Here is a 15,890-nt window from a genome sequence, read left to right on the forward strand (position 1 = left end):
CATCAGTATATATTATGAAGTTAGATTCTAAAATACCAGAAGGGCCATTAAAAGACAAATGGACCAATCATAAAGACCATTTAAAATTAGTTGCTCCAAATAATAGACCAAAAATTGATATTATTGTCGTGGGTACTGGTTTAGCTGGAGCTTCGGCTGCTGCTTCTCTTGGAGAAATGGGGTACAATGTAAAAGCATTTTGTTTTCAAGATTCGCCTCGTAGAGCACACTCAATTGCTGCGCAAGGTGGAGTTAATGCAGCAAAAAATTATCAAAATGACGGTGATAGTGTTTACCGTCTTTTCTACGATACAATTAAAGGTGGTGACTACCGTGCTCGTGAAGCAAACGTTCACCGTTTAGCAGAAGTTTCAGGAAATATTATCGACCAATGTGTTGCACAAGGGGTTCCTTTTGCTCGCGAATATGGCGGAATGTTAGATAACCGTTCGTTTGGTGGAACACAAGTACAGCGTACTTTCTACGCAGCTGGACAAACAGGACAACAATTATTATTAGGAGCATATTCTGCTTTATCAAGACAAATCGGACTAGGACGTGTAAAAATGTACAACCGTCACGAAATGTTAGATTTAGTAAAAGTTGATGGAAAAGCTCGTGGAATTATTGCTCGTGATTTAATTACAGGGGAAATTCAAAGACATTCGGCTCATGCTGTAGTTATTGCTTCTGGAGGTTATGGAAATGTATATTTTCTTTCTACAAATGCAATGGGAAGTAATGTTACTGCTGGATGGAAAGTTCACAAACAAGGAGCTTTATTTGCAAATCCATGTTATGTACAAATTCACCCAACATGTATTCCAGTTCACGGAACAAATCAATCTAAATTAACGTTGATGTCAGAATCGTTACGTAATTCAGGACGAATTTGGGTTCCAAAGAAAAAAGAAGATGCAGAAGCAATCAGAGCTGGTAAATTAAAACCAACTCAAATTGCTGAAGAAGATAGAGATTACTATTTAGAAAGAAGATATCCTGCGTTTGGTAACTTAGTACCTCGTGACGTAGCTTCAAGAGCAGCAAAAGAAAGATGTGATGCTGGTTATGGAATTGAAGCTAACGATACTAACGAAGGAGTTTACTTAGATTTCTCTACTGAGATTCAAAATAAAGGAAAACAAGCAGCTTATGCTAAAGGAAATCATAATCCAACTGCTGAAGAAATTACAGCTTTAGGAAAACAGTGGTTAGAAGAGAAATATGGTAACTTGTTTACAATGTATCAAAAAATCACGGATGAAAATCCTTATGAAACGCCAATGAAAATTTACCCAGCAGTTCACTATACTATGGGTGGTGTTTGGGTTGATTATAACTTACAATCTACAATTCCAGGTTGTTTCGTAGCGGGTGAGGCTAACTTCTCTGACCACGGAGCTAACCGTCTAGGAGCTTCGGCTTTAATGCAAGGTTTAGCAGATGGATATTTTGTATTACCATATACAATTTCTAACTACTTAGCAGACGAAATTAGAACTGGAAAAATCTCAACAGATTCTCCAGAATTCCTAGAAGCAGAAGCAAGAGTTAAAGATTCAATTAGTAAATTCTTAAACAACAACGGTACAAAATCAGTTGATTATTTCCACAAAAAATTAGGTTTAATTATGTGGAATAAAGTAGGAATGGGAAGAAATGAAGCTGGCTTAAAAGAAGCTATTGCTGAAATCGCTCAATTAAAAGAAGATTTCTACAAAGATGTTTATGTTCCTGGAAGTGCAGATGAATTTAATACAGAATTAGAAAAAGTATTAAGAGTTGCAGATTTTATAGAACTAGGTCAATTAATGGCAATGGATGCTTTACAACGTAAAGAATCTTGTGGAGGTCACTTCCGTGAAGAATATCAAGATGCAGAAGGTGAAACATTACGTGATGACGAAAACTTCAAATTTGTTGGAGCTTGGGAATATAAAGGTGATGACATCAGCAAAGAAGAACTTCACAAAGAGGAATTGAAATACGAAGAAATTAAAATTGCAGCTAGAAATTACAAATAATAGATTATGAGTGCAGCAAAAAATATAAACATAAACCTTAAAATTTGGCGTCAAAAGAATGCTAGTTCTAAAGGTAGCATGGAAACTTATAAATTAGATAATGTTTCTACTGCAAGTTCGTTTTTGGAAATGTTAGACCAATTAAACGAGCAATTAATTAACGAAAAGAAAGAACCAGTAGCATTTGATCACGATTGTCGTGAAGGTATTTGTGGTATGTGTTCTTTATACATCAACGGACGTGCTCACGGACCTGATACAGGAATTACTACTTGTCAGTTACACATGCGAATGTTTAATGATGGTGATACAATTTACATCGAACCTTGGAGAAGTAAAGCATTCCCAGTAATCAAAGATTTAGTGGTTGATAGAACTGCTTTCGATAGAATTCAGCAAGCAGGAGGTTTCGTATCAGTAAACACTTCAGGAAATACGATTGACGCTAACTCAATTCCAGTTCCTAAAGACGATGCAGACAAGGCTTTTGAAGCAGCTGCATGTATTGGATGTGGAGCTTGTGTTGCGACTTGTAAAAATGGTTCTGCGATGTTATTCGTTGGAGCTAAAGTATCGCAATACGCTTTGTTACCACAAGGTAAAGTAGAAGCTACAAATCGTGTTTTAAATATGGTACGTCAGATGGACGAAGAAGGATTCGGAAATTGTACAAACACTGGAGCATGTGAAATCGAATGTCCAAAAGGAATTTCTTTAGAAAACATCGCTCGTATGAACAGAGAATTTTTAAAAGCATCAGTGAAATAATTCATTGAAACTTCAAAATAATAAAAACGCATTCATTCATTTGGATGCGTTTTTTGTTTTAAATATTTCTTAAACATTATTAAATGAAAAGAATAAAATGGTATTTTTAACGTGATAAATTAGTCAATATGAAACAGCTATTTCTTTTGTTTTTCTTTCTTTTTTCAATTTCAGGGATATCGCAAACTAATGTTTTAGTAATACAAAAGTTAAATTCTAAATTTACTAAAGAAATTAAGGAGAACAAGCGTATTAAAGTATGGACAAAAGATGGGCAAAAAATTTATGGAAGATTCACAATAAAAGATTCCACAAGTATTATAATTGAAGAAAAAGTTATACTATTAGAAGACATCATAAAAATGAAGAAAAAATCACTTTTTGGAACCATAGCAAATCCTATTTTTATTGTTTATGGCTCCTTTATGATAATTGCTGGTGTGGTAACAGTTGGTTCAGGCGGTTGGGGTGCAATTATTGGAGGAAGTTTTATTATTGGAGGAATGCCATTGGTTCTAATACCATCAATTTCTAATAAATATTCAATACAAGATTGGGAGTATTCAATAAAAATAAGATAAATGAAAATAGCACTTTTTCAAACCAAATTAGCTTGGGAAAATACAGAGGTCAATCGAACATATATCGAAGAATATTTTTTGAATGAAGACGAATCATTTGATTTATTTGTATTGCCCGAAATGTTCAATTCTGGTTTTACCATGAATCCATCGGCTGTAGCTGAAACTATGGAAGGAGAAACTATAAATTGGATGGAATCATTAGCTTTAGAAAAAAATTGCGCTATTTGTGGAAGTTTGGTAATTTCAGAAAACAGTAAATTTTATAATCGATTTGTTTTTGTGCATCCAAGTGGTAAAATAGATTTTTACAATAAAAGACATCTTTTTACACTTGCTGGAGAAGATAAAGTCTACACAAAAGGAACTGAAAAAGTTATTGTAAACTATAAAAATTGGAACATTTGCCTTCAAATATGTTACGATTTGCGTTTTCCAGTTTTTGTTCGAAATGTTGAAAATTACGATTTACTATTGTATGTTGCCAATTGGCCAAAGCCACGAATTAATGCTTGGGATACATTATTAAAATCACGCGCCATAGAAAATATGTGCTACACGATTGGAGTTAACAGAATAGGTGAAGATGCCAATAAATTGGAATACCCAGGACATTCGCAGGTAATTGATTTTCTTGGGAATCAAGTGATAAATTGTGAAAATGAATCAGGTGTTTATATTATTAATTTAGATAAACAAGCACAGCTAGAAGCGCGTGAAAAATTTAGTTTTTTAAATGATAGAGATGATTTTTCTTTAATCTAAATCAAAATCTTGTTCTACATCCCAATTCGCTCTAACGTCAATTTGTTTTGAAAAATAAATAATTTCTTCGGCTTGTTTTTTAGCTAAGTAATCACCCGTGTCCCAAACACCATTCGCATTGTCATCATAAATAACTCGCAAAGTGTATATTTTAGGTTCAATTGTTTCAAAGGTTATTGAAGTTTCTTTACTCGAAGTTTTTGAATAAAATATTTCGCCTTTATCATCAAGCACTTCTAAAATAAATGGAAATCGTTTCACACCAGTTAGATTTACTTTTAAATTTCCATAATCTGAAAATAGTTTTGTTTTGAAATCAAACTGTAAAGAATCGTTTTTATCATCATAAAAATCTACAATTGCTTCGGGCAAAATTTCTAAACTATACTTTTGGTCTTCTTCCTTAACAAAATCAAAAAGAATTTCTTGATTGTATTCATCATATTTAGATGTAAATGCAACAGCAACAGAATCTTTATTTCTTAAGACTATTTTAGAATTATCAATTGATTTTATAGGTGTTGCTGTAATTAAAGAAAATTGCTCTCTAAAAGCTAAAACGCCTTGTATTTTACTATCAATTTTTAAACTATCAGCCTCTTTTAATTTTTTAAATTTTGTAGTAAAGGTTTTGCTATAATTTCCATTTTCAACGGTTATATCTAACGAATCTAATTCTATGTTTGGATAAAACAATTGAACAGAATCTTTGTCTTTTTGTGGAAATTTTGTCAATTTAATTGGAATGTTTTCCTGACCTTTTTTTGCAGAAACTTTCATGTTTTTGGCATCACCCTCATAAGCCATGAAAAGTTTGTTATTGCTTTCTTGTGTAGGTTTTTCAGCTTTGAAAGGTACTTTTTCAGCAAATAATTCTAATTCATACATGGTTTCAGTAGGAATAGAAATAGGTTCATTAAAAAAAGCAATTTTATCACTTTTAGGATCAAATTTATTATTGCCAGCTTTGTCTTTAAGTGCTATTATGTGATAATTTCCTTCTTTCAAATTTTCTAGTGCAAATACTTTCAAACTATCTAAAGTATTTGTAACATACAAAGGAGTTTCTTTGTAAACGGTTGAGTCAGTAAAGGTTTTGGCGTCATACAACATAACACTTACAAAATTATCGGGTTTTTGTAAGTAAGCATCTTTGATTTTTCCAACTACAGTTAATGAATCAATATAGTTTCCAGTAGAAAAAACATATTTGAATTGAGAATACGGATTCCCTTCATTGTTATCAGTTATACTTTGACCAAAATTGAAACTGTAAGTTGTGTTTTCTTGTAATGTATCGGCTATTTTAATAGAAATAAATTTACTTGCACTTCCTTGAGGAACAATTGTGGGTTGCTTTTTCATAGGAGGAGAAATAATCAACTGTTTGTTGATGTCTTTTACTTTAATCAATTCATCAAAATTGATTTTTATTTCGTTTCCTTTAAAATTTGTTGTAAAATTATCAGGGTAACTGTTTACTATTTTTGGAGCTATTGTGTCTTTTTTACCACCTGTAATTGTACCTCTTTTTGCACAATTTGTAAAGAACAACAGTGTACAAGATAAAAGGGCAAGATATTTAAGTTTTGTCATTGTCTTTAAAAATGAGGTTACAAAATAACAACTATAATTGCTTTAAACATAAAATTTTAGTAATTTTTATGAATCTGTATATGCAATTGTAATAATGCTAATTTTTGTATTGGGAATTTTTAACAAAGCTCTTGCACAAGCTTCTAATGTGGCGCCAGAAGTTATAACGTCATCTACCAACAAAAAATGTTTACCTGAATCTGCTGTTGTATATTTTACGTCAAAAAGAGAATTATTGACTTCAGCTCGAGCTTCTTTGCTTTTTTTAGTTTGTGATTTTGAGTACACATTTCTATATAAGAGTGTTTCATTGTAACCAATTTCTAAATTTTCTGAAAGCGCTTTACAAAATGTTGTTACTTGATTATAACCTCTCTCTTTTAGGCGTTTTTGATGGAGTGGAACTGGAATTATTTCAGAAAAAGCATGCTCTTTTGCAATTTCTTTTAAATCATTTGCATACCAATTTCCAAGAAAAGTGCCAATTTCTTGATGGTTTCTATATTTTAAATTGTGAATTAGATTTTGCACAACACCTTTTTTGTGAAAATAAAGCATTGCGCAAGAAAATTCAATTGGGATTATGCCATAAAATTTTTTTGTTGTATAATTGTCTTTTAAAAGATGATGTTGGGTAAGCGGAAGTTGATGCCTGCAATCGGTACAAATTATTTTTTCGTTTTGTAATAAAAGAGAATTACAGCCATTACATAATTTGGGAAAAAGTAAGTTTATCAGGTTTTTTAGCATTTTATCGATTTATCAAAACAAATTTAACATTTTTAAATACTTTCGTAATACAATATTAAGAAATGGCAATTAGAAAAAACAAAATTACAAAAATCAGCATCATTATTTTGATGTTGTTATTGTTGTTTTTTAGTGTCAAATATTACAAAGTAAAAGAAGAGTTAACGACATTTAAAGAGCATTCAGAATTAGAAATAAAAGTTCTTGAAAGTCAACTTGGAGAAATACTTCATAAATATGATTCATTGAGTGAAGAATCAAAACATAATGCAGAATTAATAGCATTGAACATAGATTCTAAATCAATTAATGATGAATCAACTTCACAAATTAATTCAACTGCTAGTTCAATTAATGACTCTATTGTTTTTTATGCAAAAAGAGCTCAAGAGTTAAACACTCAAATTGCTCAAAAGAAACAAGCAATAGCTGATAATTCTAAAGCTTCTCAAAATACTAGTCAAGCAAATCTTTATAAATTATCTGCATCTAATATTAATGCTAAAGGAGTAAAGATATATTCTGATTTGTATAAAGCTAATAATTCACAAATTCAGCAATTGAGAGTTTGTTATACTTTACAAAGAAACGACGTTGTCAAATCTGGGTCAAGAAAAATATACATTCAGGTTGTAAATCCTAAAAATCAAATTATTTCTAAAGACAATTCATATGTTGAAGATGCTTTAGGAGCAAGATTACAATTTAGTGCAATTTCTGAAGTTAATTACAATAAGAAAGACACAGATGTTTGTGCTTATGTTGATCTAGAAAAAAACAAAACTATTAAAGGGAATTATATCATAAATATTTACAGTGATTTCACTAAAATTGGTTCTACAATTTTCGAATACAAATAATTTGTATTTAATTCTTTAAAAACTTTTCTTTATTCCATTCCTATTTTTACTTTTGCATTATGGCAAAACAAGATGATATATTTAAAAATGTAGTTTCGCATGCAAAAGAATACGGATTTATTTTTCCGTCAAGCGAAATATACGATGGACTTAGTGCAGTATATGACTATGCACAAAATGGTGTTGAATTAAAAAAGAACATCCGTGAATATTGGTGGAAAGCAATGGTGCAAATGCACGAAAACATTGTTGGTTTAGACGCTGCAATATTGATGCATCCAACTACTTGGAAAGCTTCTGGACACGTTGATGCGTTTAACGATCCATTAATCGATAATAAAGATTCTAAAAAAAGATATCGTGCCGATGTTTTAATTGAGGATTATGCCGAAAAATTAAATCAAAAAGCACAAAAAGAAATTGACAAAGCACGTGAGCGTTTTGGAGCTTCATTTGATGAAGAGCAATACAAAACAACGAATCCTCGTGTGATGGAATATTTGTCTAAAAAGAAGGAAATTCTGGAAAGAATGGCGCGCTCTTTAGAGACAGAAAACCTTACTGATGTTAAAGCTTTAATTGAAGAATTAGAAATTGCTTGTCCAGAAAGTGGTTCAAAAAACTGGACAGATGTGAAGCAATTCAACTTAATGTTCGGAACAAAATTGGGAGCTTCTGCTGAAAATGCAATGGATTTATATTTGCGTCCGGAAACAGCTCAAGGTATTTTCGTAAACTTTTTAAACGTTCAGAAAACGGGTCGTATGAAAGTTCCTTTCGGAATTGCTCAAACTGGTAAAGCGTTTAGAAATGAAATCGTTGCTAGACAATTTATTTTCCGTATGCGCGAATTTGAACAAATGGAAATGCAGTTTTTCGTAAAGCCAGGTGAAGAAATGAAATGGTACGAATACTGGAAAACAACACGTTTAAATTGGCATTTGTCGCTTGGTTTAGGAAAGGAAAATTATCGTTTTCATGACCATGAAAAACTAGCTCATTATGCTAATGCTGCAGCTGACATCGAATTCAATTTCCCATTCGGATTTAAAGAATTAGAAGGAATTCACTCAAGAACCGATTTCGATTTGAAAGCGCACGAACAATTTTCAGGTAAAAAAATACAATATTTTGACAACGAGACTAATTCAAACTACACGCCTTATGTGGTAGAAACTTCGGTTGGTTTAGACAGAATGTTCTTGGCGGTTTTCTCAAACTCGTTACAAGAAGAAACATTAGAAGACGGTTCAACAAGAACAGTTTTACGTTTGCCTTCTGTTTTGGCACCTACAAAAGCAGCTGTTTTACCATTAGTTAAAAAAGATGGTTTGCCAGAAGTTGCCAACAAAATCATCGAAGATTTAAAATGGGATTTCAATGTAGCATACGATGAAAAAGATGCTGTTGGAAGACGTTACAGAAGACAAGATGCTTTAGGAACTCCATTTTGTATTACAGTAGATCATCAAACTTTAGAAGATGAAACGGTAACCATTCGTCATAGAGATTCAATGCAACAAGATAGAGTGAAGATTTCAGAATTACGAAATATCATCAATAACGAAGTTTCCATGAGAAACTGGTTGATGAAAATGTAATAAATAAATGAATCCCAAAAAATATTTTTTTTGGGATTTTTAATAAATTTTTTATGTGCAAAAAGTGTAGTTTTCTAGTTGCGTTTTTACTTTTTTTTAAATTTAATTATTCTCAAGAGCATGTTCTTCTTGACACTATAAATAATGAAGTTTTTAAAAATGAAATTGAACAATTTTATCTTGTCCAATCAAAAAAGACAGAGGCGATTATTAGTCAATTGGAGAACTATAAAGTAAAAGAAGAAATGAAGGAAATTTTTGCAAATAAAAAGGCAAATTTTCTTCAAGACTTAAAAAATAGAAAATATCTTTATCATAAAGAAATTTCTCCTGTCATTGAAAAAATCTTTGATGATATAAAAGCAAAAAATCCCAATGAAAATTTTAATGAAATTAAAATTATTCTTGCTTTAGGAGAAGAAATTAATGCTTATAATTATGGGGAAGGAATTGTTGCAATAAATTTACCGTTGATAATAAATGTTAATGATGAATTAGAGTTAAGTTTTATTATTTGCCATGAAATTGCACATCAAAAGCTAAATCATGTTTTTAGTTCAATACAAAGCCAATCGCAAAAGGGAAACTCAAGTGAAATGATTGAAAAGGCAAAAGAATTAAAAAAAGTTAAATACAATAGAAGTGGTTTAGCAAAAAACGAAGTAAAGAATTTTGTGTATGGAGCAAGAAGATTTAGTAGAGAGAAAGAACAACAAGCTGATTCTTTAGGTTTTGTTTATTTTAGAAATACTAATCCGAAGTTTGTTCTAAAATCAGTAGAAGCTTTAGCTAATCTTAAATATGTTGACAAAGATAAAGATTCTTTGACTAGTAAAGATTATCATGAAATCTTTGAAAATTCAAAAGTTGTATTTCAAGAGGAGTGGATTGAAACAGAAGATTTTCAAGATTATTACTATCAAACCAATACAGGAATATGGAATATAGATTCGCTCAGAACGCATCCAGATATTGATTTAAGAGTTAAATATTTGAAAAACACATTTAAAATTGATGAATCTCAAATATACGAATTCAATAAACTAAATTACATTTCATTAAAATCTAAAAGCAAATATGATGAGATTGTTATGTTGTTTTATTTAAAAGAATATGGAAAATCATTATATAAAACGATGATTTTATTAAAGGATGATAAAGAAAATCCTATTTTAAAAAAAATGATGTATGATAATTTATTTATGATATCAGAGTATAAGAGTCAATATAAATTAAATCAATGTTTAGAAACAGAATCACCCTATAATTCTAAAAGTTATAATGCTTTTTTGAGTTTTATTAGAAATTTAAGAAAAGCCACTTTAAGTCAAATAATAAGTATTTATGAGTATTAAAATAAAAAAAATAATATTGTTCTTTTTTTTAACGAGTTTTGGTTTACAAGCACAAATTCAAAAAATAAGCGATTTATCTAATAATCAATTTTTAGATTCAAAAATTATATATGATAATAATGGAGAAGATGTTTGGGGCTATTTTTTGTTATATAAAGGTGATAAAAAAAGTAAATCAATTCAAGAATATCAATTTGTAATTTTGGATAAGAACTTAAATAAAGTTGGTTCAAACAAATTTCAGCAGGAGTTTTCAAATCACTGGTTTACAGAAGCTTTTCCGAATATTGATTATCTTAATAAAAATGAAAATGAATTAATTTTCGGAATAGATTTTGATAATAGGTACGATTTTGGTTCTTTTTTGTTTAGAAAAATTGATTTAAAGACTTTTGAAATTAGTTCAGCTTATTTTTCTAGAAATGAACAATTAATTCAAGATAATGGATTAATTCAAAATTTTGATGAAAAGAAATTATTGCCTGATTTTTTTGTTCCAGTTGCAAATAAAGGATTTATTAAGTACGAAAGAGAGTATAAAGGGAAAAATGAATTTTCTAGTTTGTCTGAATTTAGAAAGGCGGATTTTAAAGGTTATAGTTTTTATGATTTGAATTTGAAAAAAAAATGGGAAGTAAAATATAAGTTAACTGAAGATTCTGGTGAAAATTGTTATAGCGAATTTGCTAATGACAAATATTTTGTTGTAAGAAAGAATTTCTATGGTAAAGTATACAAAGGGAAAAACAAATATTTTTATGAAGTTAAAGATATATCAACAGGACAGGACATTATTTCAATCCCAATAGAAGATTTTAAATACACCTATGTAAATAACAAAGTATTTATTCAAGATAATAAGATTTATATTTTTGATAGAATTTATGAATTTGACAAGAAAAATGAAATTTATCAAAAAAAATGTTTAGGTATTTCAAAGCGAGTATATGATATTGATAAAAAAACATTTTTAGAGCAAAAATTCATGTTTTGGACTGATTTGGCAAAATTTCATAAGATTTCAAAATATGGTGAAATAAAAGGCATATTTATTCATTTGTTGGATTTCAAAATAACTTCAGAAGGTAAGACGATGATAGTTGGTGAGGGTTATTTTACAGGTCAGCAAAGCACTATTATAAAAAATTTATACACATTTGAACTAGATAGTGAGTTTAAAGTTGAATCATTCGGAGAAATTGAAACACAAAAAACTACATATTCCGATTATGTTGCTTATGGAGATAAACTTGAAGCCAATAATTTATTTGATTTTATGTATTCGCAAAAGATTCGAAGTGATGAATTTGTTTATTTTTATAGTGATAATGAGGTAAAAAGAGGTTTTTTAGATTCGGTATTGCCAGAACTTTCAGAACTTTTACCAGACAATTGGGTTTTAGGGATTGTTGTATATTCAGATGGAGAATTTAAGCATCAAAAAATAAAATTAAAGACTAATAAAGGCAAAATATATCCTCTGAAAGCAAAAAAAGGGTTTATTATACTTCAAGAGGTATCTAAAACTGATAATGAAATTCGATTAGAAAAGATTGATTATTAATTCTGTTTTATTAAACTATATAATGTTTTGTTTTTTTATTAGAAACAATTTAAAGCAAATGATTTTTAATGCGAAACTGGTTGATGAAAATGTAATAAACGAACCAAAATAAGTAATAAGACCTTCTTTTTGAAGGTCTTATTTTTTTAACTTTGTTCAAAATAGTGTATGAATTGGATAATTGTATATAGTGTTGTTTTAATTCTATTAATCATAGGATTGTTGTGGCTTTGGAATCACAATAGAAAACTGATGCAAGCACTTCAAGACTTTCAAAAGCAAAATGCGGAAGTTTATGAAAAGGCCAAGTTTTTAGAACTCGAAAACATCAGCTCGAAACTTAATCCGCATTTGTTTAAAAATATTTTAAATTCGATTCAATCGCATGCGTATCAAACCTATTATGCCATTGATAAAATGTCAGGTGTTTTGGATTATATTTTATACGAAAGTCAGAAAAACAGAGTCACTCCAAAAGACGAATTGTATTTTACACAACAACTTATCGAAGTCAATAAAATCAAGTTAAGTCCACTTTTTGAATTGTCAGTAAAGACAAAAATTGATACTGAAGATTCCTTTTATAACAAGCCAGTAATTCCGCCCTTAATTACAGTGGATTTAATTGAAAACGCATTTAAACATGCTGATATTCAAAGTTCGGATTCGTTTATAAATATCGTTTTAGAATGTCGAAATGCTTATTTTAAGATTACGGTTTCCAATAAAATATCTTCGCAACCTAAATTACTAAAAGAAAACAGCGGTATCGGATTGCAAAATCTTGAAAAACGCTTGAAGTTAATTTACGGAAACAACTACAAACTCAATATTGGAATTGATGGCGATTCCTATGTAGCACAACTAAAAATAGATTTCAAAGATGCAACAGCTTAAATGTGTTTTGTTAGATGATGAAATTCCAGGGTTGACTTATTTGAAGTTGCTCTGCGAACAAATTCCTGAAATTGAAATCGTAAAATCATTCAATGACCCATTGCTTTTTATCAAAGAACAAGAAAAATTAGATTACGATTTATGTATCTGCGATATCGAAATGCCAGGTTTAAAAGGAACAGAAGTAGCACAATTAATTCAATCGAAAATGATTTTGTTCACAACGGCTTACAAAGAATTTGCAGTTGAAGCTTTTGAGTTGAATGCTGTTGATTATTTAACTAAGCCATTAAAAAAAGAACGTTTGCAAGTTGCCATAGAAAAAGCACTATTGCGTAAGGAACAAATAGCACCAATTGCTCAAACCATTCAATGGCAAACCGAAAAAGGAAAAGCGGTTTTACAAATTGAAAATATTTTGCACATCCAAACATCAGCAATTGATAGTCGCGACAAGCAAATGATTTACGATAATCAAATCATTACTTTGAAAAACATTACATTTGAAAAATTAAAGCACTTATTACCTTCAAATTCGTATTGTCAAATCAATAAAAACGAAATAATTCGTTTGCATTGTGTGACTTTTTTTACGGCTGATCAAATTGATACTTCTATTGTATTTCAAAACAAAAAAATGGTACTTTCCATAGGGAATAGTTATAAAGCTGAGTTTTCAGAGAAAATGAAAAATTTCTAAGTGGCTTCATTACATTTTTTTCTTTTTTCATTACATAAACAAGTTCCTTTTTTACAATCCAGATTTTACAAAAGAGAATATTTAGAAATTTGTAATTGAATATTGAAAGTATTCTAATCAAAAAAACAAGAAGTATGAAGAATTACAAAAACAGCATTTTCTATATTGTCATTATCGGATTTTTCTCGTTTCTAATGTATTGGATTTTCAAACAAGGAAAAATTCTTGAAGATGTTAATGTACAAGAGAAAATATCTGGAAATTCCAATTGGCAAGACTTTATCAATTCGCTAACGCATAATTTACAACATCCATTAGCAATTTTGTTAGCACAAATTGTCACCATAATTTTAGTAGCAAAGCTATTTGGTTGGATTTGTCGTAAAATTGGACAACCTTCAGTAATTGGAGAAATTGTTGCCGGAATTATGCTTGGGCCTTCTTTTTTCGGACACTATTTTCCAGAATTTTCAGCATTATTATTTCCAGTTGCTTCTTTGCCTAATTTGCAGTTTTTAAGTCAAATTGGTTTAATTCTTTTCATGTTTGTAATAGGAATGGAATTGGATTTAAAAGTGCTTAAAAACAAAGCGCATGACGCTGTAGTGATAAGTCATGCTAGTATAATTATTCCGTTTGCTTTGGGAGTTTGTTTGGCGTATTACATTTATACTTCTTTTGCACCAGAAGGGGTTCAATTTTTGTCATTTGCTTTGTTTATAGGAATTGCAATGAGTATTACTGCTTTTCCAGTTTTAGCCCGAATTGTTCAAGAACGAGGTTTACATAAAACCAAATTAGGTGCTATGGTGATTACGTGTGCTGCGGCTGACGATATTACGGCTTGGTGTTTATTAGCGGTTGTAATTGCAATTGTAAAAGCGGGCTCTTTTGTAAGTTCTATTTATGTGATATTACTTGCGGTAGCTTATGTTTTCTTGATGTTAAAGTTTGTGAGACCATTTTTAAAACGAGTGGGCGATTTGTATGCTACACAAGAAAAAATGAGCAAACCTGTTGTGGCGATTTTTTTTGTAACGCTTCTAATTTCGTCTTATGCAACAGAAGTTATTGGAATTCATGCTCTTTTTGGGGCATTTATGGCAGGAATTATAATGCCAGATAATATGAAATTTAGAAATATTTTCATCGAAAAAATCGAAGACGTTTCTATCGTTTTATTACTGCCTTTGTTTTTTGTCTTTACAGGTTTACGAACAAAAATAGGATTAATTGATGATCCATATTTGTGGAAAGTTACCGGATTTATTGTTTTAGTTGCCGTTGTGGGTAAATTTTTAGGAAGTGCTTTAGCCGCCCGATTCGTTGGACAAAATTGGAAAGATAGTTTAACTATTGGAGCCTTAATGAACACGCGAGGCTTAATGGAATTAGTGGTTTTAAATATTGGTTTCGATTTAGGCGTTTTAACACCACAAGTTTTTGCTATGATGGTAATTATGGCTTTAGTAACCACTTTTATGACAGGTCCAGCTTTGAGTTTAATTGATAAAATTTTCAAAACTTCATTTGTTGCGGAAATTACGGATAAGATTATTGAACAAGCTAAATTTAAAGTTTTAATTTCTTTCGGAGATAACAATAACGGAAAAGTTCTAACCCGTTTAGCACATTTTTTCACAAAAAAGCAAGAACAAAATTCACTATTAACAGCCATGCATTTGTCGCATGCAAATGAAGTGAATCAGTTTAGTATTGGCGAATATGAAAAAAATAGTTTTGAACCTATTTTAGCAACTTCTCAAGAACTGAATGTTAATGTAACCACACTTTTTAAGGTGTCAAATGATATTGATGCTGATATTTGCAAAGTAGCTAATCAAGGTGAATTTGATTTGTTGTTAATTGGATTAGGACAATCGATTTATGAAGGAAGTTTGTTGGGTAAAATTTTAGGTTTTACCACTCGAATCATTACGCCAGACCGATTATTAAACACATTTACAGGTAAAGAAAACTTGTTTGAAGAAGATGTTTTTGATGAACGAACGCGTTATATTATTAATAAAACAGAAGTTCCATTAGGGATTTTAATCGATAAAAATTTCGAAAACGCAGGAACTGTTTTCATCCCGATTTTTGATGAAAAAGATATTTTCTTGATTCAATATGCTAAAAAATTAATCTATAATAATCAATCGCAAGTTTCGATATTAGATGTTAGAGAAATTGTAAAAAACAATATCGAATTAAAAGAAGAAATAAGAGCAATTGAACAAGTTACACCTAATCATATTGCTGTTTTAAACGATAAAAAAATAGACAAAGATTTCTTAAAATCACAAGATTTAATGGTGGTAAGTTTAGATAGTTGGAAAAAATTGGTTGAAACCAGAAGTACTTGGTTGTCAAGCACACCTTCTACATTGATTATTCAAGAAGGAAAGGAATAGTTTAAGGTTGATTAT

13 protein-coding genes are annotated in these 15,890 nt (G+C 30.2%); 11 read left to right on the forward strand and 2 right to left on the reverse strand.

All coding sequences use genetic code 11. The features are described from left to right. Positions 1-14 precede the first annotated feature (14 nt). The 4 genes from G4L40_RS02580 (at position 15) to G4L40_RS02595 (ending at position 4,138) form a co-directional block, all read left to right on the forward strand. Positions 15-2,024: a fumarate reductase/succinate dehydrogenase flavoprotein subunit gene (locus tag G4L40_RS02580; RefSeq protein ID WP_166235587.1), complete on the forward strand. Its 2,010-nt coding sequence runs from the start codon at positions 15-17 to the stop codon at positions 2,022-2,024. A 6-nt stretch (positions 2,025-2,030) separates the two neighbouring features. Next, a complete protein-coding gene (locus tag G4L40_RS02585; RefSeq protein ID WP_166235588.1) occupies positions 2,031-2,792 on the forward strand; it encodes a succinate dehydrogenase/fumarate reductase iron-sulfur subunit in 762 nt (253 codons plus the stop codon). A gap of 128 nt (positions 2,793-2,920) precedes the next feature. Beyond that, positions 2,921-3,373 carry a hypothetical protein gene (locus tag G4L40_RS02590; RefSeq protein WP_166235589.1) on the forward strand — a complete coding sequence of 151 codons (453 nt, stop codon included), beginning with the start codon at positions 2,921-2,923 and terminating at the stop codon, positions 3,371-3,373. Further along, positions 3,374-4,138 (forward strand): nitrilase family protein, encoded by a 765-nt coding sequence (locus G4L40_RS02595; RefSeq protein ID WP_166235590.1) that lies wholly within the window; start codon positions 3,374-3,376, stop codon positions 4,136-4,138. Here the strand turns inward: G4L40_RS02595 and G4L40_RS02600 are convergent. Together G4L40_RS02600 and G4L40_RS02605 are read right to left on the reverse strand one after the other, a co-directional pair. Next, a complete protein-coding gene (locus G4L40_RS02600; protein ID WP_166235591.1) occupies positions 4,130-5,734 on the reverse strand; it encodes an Ig-like domain-containing protein in 1,605 nt (534 codons plus the stop codon). The two genes, G4L40_RS02595 and G4L40_RS02600, sit on opposite strands and share 9 nt — an antisense overlap. Before the next feature lie 66 nt (positions 5,735-5,800). Then, positions 5,801-6,265, reverse strand: coding sequence for a ComF family protein (locus G4L40_RS02605; protein WP_317163923.1), 465 nt, complete (start codon positions 6,263-6,265; stop codon positions 5,801-5,803). Between the two features lie 281 nt (positions 6,266-6,546). Here G4L40_RS02605 and G4L40_RS02610 point away from each other — a divergent pair, with 281 nt between their 5' ends. From G4L40_RS02610 to G4L40_RS02640, 7 genes are all read left to right on the forward strand, one after another. Then, a complete protein-coding gene (locus G4L40_RS02610) occupies positions 6,547-7,344 on the forward strand; it encodes a hypothetical protein (RefSeq protein ID WP_166235593.1) in 798 nt (265 codons plus the stop codon). 59 nt (positions 7,345-7,403) lie between these two features. Beyond that, entirely contained in the window at positions 7,404-8,945 is a 1,542-nt protein-coding gene (locus G4L40_RS02615; RefSeq protein ID WP_166235594.1) for a glycine--tRNA ligase, read from the forward strand. 53 nt (positions 8,946-8,998) lie between these two features. After that, the gene (locus G4L40_RS02620; RefSeq protein WP_166235595.1) at positions 8,999-10,300 is read left to right on the forward strand and encodes a M48 family metalloprotease; all 1,302 of its coding nucleotides are present in this window, start codon (positions 8,999-9,001) and stop codon (positions 10,298-10,300) included. Next, on the forward strand, positions 10,290-11,864 hold the full coding sequence (locus G4L40_RS02625; protein WP_166235596.1) for a DUF6770 family protein: 1,575 nt from the start codon (positions 10,290-10,292) through the stop codon (positions 11,862-11,864). The genes G4L40_RS02620 and G4L40_RS02625 overlap by 11 nt, the downstream gene beginning before the upstream one ends. Before the next feature lie 168 nt (positions 11,865-12,032). Then, complete coding sequence (locus tag G4L40_RS02630) at positions 12,033-12,761, forward strand: sensor histidine kinase (protein WP_166235597.1); 729 nt, start codon at positions 12,033-12,035, stop codon at positions 12,759-12,761. Continuing rightward, entirely contained in the window at positions 12,748-13,461 is a 714-nt protein-coding gene (locus G4L40_RS02635) for a LytR/AlgR family response regulator transcription factor (RefSeq protein WP_166235598.1), read from the forward strand. Before G4L40_RS02630 ends, G4L40_RS02635 begins: the two co-directional genes overlap by 14 nt. Before the next feature lie 134 nt (positions 13,462-13,595). After that, a complete protein-coding gene (locus G4L40_RS02640) occupies positions 13,596-15,875 on the forward strand; it encodes a cation:proton antiporter (RefSeq protein WP_166235599.1) in 2,280 nt (759 codons plus the stop codon). The last annotated feature ends 15 nt before the right edge of the window (positions 15,876-15,890 follow it).

This window comes from Flavobacterium celericrescens, assembly GCF_011392075.1.
GTDB classification, from domain to species: Bacteria; Bacteroidota; Bacteroidia; order Flavobacteriales; family Flavobacteriaceae; genus Flavobacterium; species Flavobacterium celericrescens.